Origin of the sequence: Actinotalea sp., from assembly GCF_041597215.1 — a bacterium.
GTDB lineage: Bacteria > Actinomycetota > Actinomycetes > Actinomycetales > Cellulomonadaceae > Actinotalea.
Genome location: NZ_JBFHHB010000263.1, coordinates 1 through 4,220 on the forward strand (window position 1 = coordinate 1; position 4,220 = coordinate 4,220).

Below are 4,220 nucleotides of genomic sequence, written 5' to 3' on the forward strand. Positions count from 1 at the left end.
CGGCCAGGACGTCGAGCGCCGTGCCCTGGCCCGTGCGGTGCGCTGGCACGCCGAGCACCGGGTGCTCCTGGACGGCAAGCGGACGATCGTCTTCCGCTGAGACCCGCCGCGCGCCAGGCCTGGCAGGCAGACCAGGCAGGGCAGGGCAGCGCAGAACTCAGCGATCGGCGACGTTCACCCGACGGCGGCCGAGAGCGTCGACGGTGACCGCGAGCGCGAGCACCATCCCGGTGACGATGTAGCGCGGTGCCGCGTCGAGGTTGAGCAGCGTCAGCCCCGAGGAGATCGAGCCGACCACCAGCGCCCCGAGCAGCGCCGACCAGGCAGAGCCGCGTCCCCCGAACAGGCTCGTGCCGCCGATGACCGCCGCGGCGATCACCGTGAGGTTCGTGTCCGAGCCACCCGTTCCCTGGTTGGCGGCAGCGAGCCGGCCGGCGGCCAGCACACCGCCGAGCCCCGCGAGTGCGGCGCAGGCGGTGAACGTCGCGACGTACACCCGGCGCACGGCGATCCCCGCGCGGTGCGCCGAGCCCACGTTGGAGCCGACGGCACGGACCGAGCGCCCCCATCGGGTGCGCCGCAGCAGGATGTCCGCCGCGAGCACCAGGGCGAGGAAGAGCGCGAAGGAGGCGCCGATGCCACGGTTGAGGTTGAGGTACCACGTGGCCGACCCGGCGACGGCGCCCAGCAGGGACCACCGCACGAGCACGGGCCGCAGGGGGTCGACGGGGAGCTCGGCGAGGACGCGGCGTCGACGTTCGAGCAGGCGAAGGCCGAGCCCGCCGACCACCCCTGCGGCCACGAGCCCGTAGGCGAGCGCCGGCGCGAGGAACGACTGCTGCGAGAACCGCACGAGGGGGGAGTCGAAGGGAAGGGTGATGGACCCCGACGACCCCAGCACCCGCTCCTGCAGGCCCTGGGCGACGAGCAGGCCCGCGAGGGTGAGCACGAACGACGGCACCCCCACCCGGGTGAACATCCACCCGTAGCCTGCTCCGATCACGCCGGCGGCGACGATCGCCACCGCCACCGCGACGGCGAGCGGCCATCCCTGGTGGACGGCGCCCACCGCGACGATCGCCGCGGCCAGCCCGCTGACCGCGCCGACCGAGAGATCGACCTGCCCGACGAGCAGGACGAGGACCATCCCGAGCGCCATCACCCCGATCGCCGAGACCTGGAGACTGAGGTTGACCAGGTTGTCGGCCGACAGGAAGTGGGGGTTCGCCGCCTGGAAGACGAGGGCGAGCACGAGCAGGGCGGCGAGGACGGGCACCGAGCCGGAGTCGGCCCCCGGCCCCAGCAGCCCGCGCCAGGACACCCCGCCCTGGCGCCAGGCGCGCGAGGCTGATCCGGGGCCGAGCGCGTGCGTGTCGACCCGGCCACCGGGCGGGCTCCAGCTCATGACCGGCCCTCCCCCGGGTGCGGCGCCGCGCCGGTGATCGCCGCGATGATCTGCTCGTAGCTGGCCAGGTCCGCGTCGAACTCCCCGTTGAGCCGTCCGCGCCGCAGCACGACGACGCGATCGGCGACGGCCTGGACGTCGGTCATGTTGTGGCTCACCACGACCACCCCGTACCCCTGGTCGCGCACCCGCTCGACGAGGTTGAGCACCTCGGCCGTCTGCGTGACACCGAGCGAGGCGGTCGGCTCGTCCAGCACGAGCACGCGCGGCTCGCCCAGCAGGGCGCGCGCGACGGCGACGGCCTGCCGCTGCCCACCGGACAGTGCCGACACCGGAGCCCGCACCGAGGGCAGCCGCACCGCGAGCTGTCCGAGCAGGTGCCACGCCTCCCGCTCCATCGCGACCTCGTCGAGCAGCGGTCCCCGACGGATCTCCTGGCCGAGGAAGAGGTTCTCCACGACGTCGAGGTGCTCGCACAGCGCCAGGTCCTGGAAGACCGTGGCGATCCCGAGCTGACGGGCCAGGCCCGGCGAGGTGAGCTGGATCTCCTGGCCCTCCACGACGACCTCGCCCGTGTCCGGGACCAGCACACCGGACAGCACACCGACGAGGGTCGACTTGCCGGCACCGTTGTCCCCGACGACGGCGACCACCTCGTGCGCGCGCACGTCCAGGTCGACGTCGATCAGGGCGCGCACCGCCCCGTAGGCGTGGCTGACCCCCCGCAGGGCGATCACCGCCGGCTCGCGCATCACGTCGGTCATCCTGCCTCCACACGGATCAGGTCGAGGTCGAGGCAGGCCTGCCGGTAGGGCTCGACGCAGATCTCCTCCACGGAGTAGACGCCACCGTCCACGAGGACCGAGCCGACGTTCCCGCTGGTCACCGCGACCGGGGCGAGCAGGATCGCCGGCACGCCCTCGACCTCTGCCGTCGCGGCCGGCTGCTCCCCGCGAGCGAGGCGCACGGCGATCTCGGCCGCGGTCCTCGCCTGCTGCTCGATGGCCTTGTAGACGGTCATCGTCTGGTCGCCGGAGATGATCCGCTGCACGGCGGCGAGGTCGGCGTCCTGCCCGGTCACCGGGGGGACCGGGTCCAGCCCCGCGGCGCGCATCGCCGAGATCGCGCCACCGGCCGTGCCGTCGTTGGCCGCGTAGACCCCGACGACCCGTCCCTGGTACTGGGTGAGCTGCCCCTGGACCCACTCCTGGGCCTTGTCCGGGCTCCAGTCCGGGGTCGAGTAGCGCGCCAGGACCGTCAGCCCGGTGCCCTCGAGCGCCTCGGCCAGCCCGGACTGCAGCAGCGCGACGTTCGGGTCGGTCTCCGCCCCGTCCACCACGAGGATGCCGCCGTCGGCATCGACCCGACCGACGGCGCGCACCAGCGCCTCCCCCTGGAGCTGCCCGACGCGCTCGACATCCGATCCGACCATGAAGTCGAGGGGTGCGTCGGCGACGAACCTGTCGTACGCCACGACACGCACCCCACGGGCCGCGGCGGAGGTGACGATGGACCGCGCCGCCGAGGCGTCGACCGCGTCGATGACGAGCACGCTCGCGCCCTGCGTGAGGGCGGACTCGGCCTGCTGCTGCTGGCGGGCCGCGTCCTGGCCCGCGTTCGCGTAGAGCACCGTGCAGTCGGCGCAGCGGGCGGCGACGACCCGTTCGAAGACCGGGCGGTCGATCCCCTCGTACCGGCTCGCCTTCGCCTCCGGCAGCAGCAGGGCGATGACCGGCCCCTGGCTCTCGGCCGGTGCGCAGGCACCGAGGCCCGCGAGCGCGAGGAGAACGGCGAGCAGCGCGCGAGCGCCAGCCCTCATGTCAGCACGCTCAGCGGGCCCGTGACACCGACCTCGTAGGCATCGAGGGCGAGCGCGAGCGCACCGCGCAGGGGTGCGTCTCCCCCGAGCGCCGCGAGCTCGACGCGCAGGCCGGGCGGGTCGGTGGGCAGGACGTCGGCCTCGAGGGTCCGGCGCAGCGGGCCGAGGAAGGCCTCCCCTGCGCCCACGAGCTCACCGTCGAGCACCAGCAGGTCCGGGTCGATCACGGTGCACACCGAGGCAAGGGCCCTGCCGAGGCGACGGCCGGCCTCGCCGACGACCCGGGTGCACGCCGCGTCCCCCGCAAGGGCGCGCGCGACGACGTCGCGCAGCGCGAGGTGCCCGTGGGTCGGGGCGAGCCGCGCGGCGAGCGCTGCGGCGCCGATCGAGCCCTCGAGGCAGCCGGTGAGCCCGCACCGGCAGGCGGGGCCGTCCTCGACGTCCCGCACGTGACCGAGCTCGCCGGCAGCGCCGCGGCGACCGCGGTGCACCACCCCACCGATGACGAGCCCCATGCTGACCCCGTGCGAGACCCGCACGAACACGAGGGAGTCCGCGTCGCGGGCAACCCCGAACCGCGACTCGGCGAGCGCACCCAGGTTGGTGGCGTTGTCCACGACCACGGGGAGCCCCAGCCTCCGGCCCAGGACCTCCGGCACCCGCACGCCACCCCAGCCGGGAAGGATCGGGTGGGCCGAGACGATGCCCGTGCGGGAGTCGACCGGGGCCGGTACCCCGACGCCGACCCCGAGGATCTCCCCCAGGCCGGCGCCGACGGACTCGGCGAGCTCCTCCACGAGGATCGCCACGCGATCGAGGCCGGAGTCGGCGCGGTGCGCCGGAGGAAGCGGCAGGCGCTGGTCGGCGACGATGCGCTGGCTCACGTCGGCGAGCGCGACGCGAAGGGAGCGCTCGCTCACCTGCACCCCGGCGACCAGGCCGAGGTTGCGGGCGAGGGTGACCTCCTGCGCGCGGCGGCCGGAACGCGAGGTCGGC

At 74.6% G+C, this 4,220-nt stretch carries 4 protein-coding genes and 1 pseudogene; 1 reads left to right on the forward strand and 4 read right to left on the reverse strand.

What is annotated here, in order from left to right; all coding sequences use genetic code 11:
* Window positions 1-100, forward strand: a pseudogene (purU, locus tag ABWK99_RS14180) (formyltetrahydrofolate deformylase); the annotation flags it as partial.
* Window positions 101-157: 57 nt separating this feature from the next.
* On the opposite strand, the gene ABWK99_RS14185 reads toward purU, so the two are convergent.
* From ABWK99_RS14185 to ABWK99_RS14200, 4 genes are all read right to left on the reverse strand, one after another.
* On the reverse strand, window positions 158-1,405 hold the full coding sequence (locus ABWK99_RS14185; RefSeq protein WP_372595351.1) for a sugar ABC transporter permease: 1,248 nt from the start codon (window positions 1,403-1,405) through the stop codon (window positions 158-160).
* Window positions 1,402-2,169 (reverse strand): ATP-binding cassette domain-containing protein, encoded by a 768-nt coding sequence (locus ABWK99_RS14190; protein ID WP_372595352.1) that lies wholly within the window; start codon window positions 2,167-2,169, stop codon window positions 1,402-1,404. The genes ABWK99_RS14185 and ABWK99_RS14190 overlap by 4 nt, the downstream gene beginning before the upstream one ends.
* On the reverse strand, window positions 2,166-3,224 hold the full coding sequence (locus ABWK99_RS14195) for a sugar ABC transporter substrate-binding protein (RefSeq protein WP_372595353.1): 1,059 nt from the start codon (window positions 3,222-3,224) through the stop codon (window positions 2,166-2,168). Before ABWK99_RS14195 ends, ABWK99_RS14190 begins: the two co-directional genes overlap by 4 nt.
* A partial coding sequence (locus ABWK99_RS14200; RefSeq protein WP_372595354.1) for an ROK family protein occupies window positions 3,221-4,220 on the reverse strand: 1,000 nt, incomplete at its 5' end. The genes ABWK99_RS14195 and ABWK99_RS14200, both read right to left, overlap by 4 nt.

Excerpts from the sequence above, each read along its gene's own strand:
- ABWK99_RS14195 (WP_372595353.1), bottom strand. The coding sequence starts at position 3,224 with ATGAGGGCTGGCGCTCGCGCGCTGCTCGCCGTTCTCCTCGCGCTCGCG.
- ABWK99_RS14185 (WP_372595351.1), bottom strand. The coding sequence starts at position 1,405 with ATGAGCTGGAGCCCGCCCGGTGGCCGGGTCGACACGCACGCGCTCGGC.
- ABWK99_RS14190 (WP_372595352.1), bottom strand. The coding sequence starts at position 2,169 with ATGACCGACGTGATGCGCGAGCCGGCGGTGATCGCCCTGCGGGGGGTC.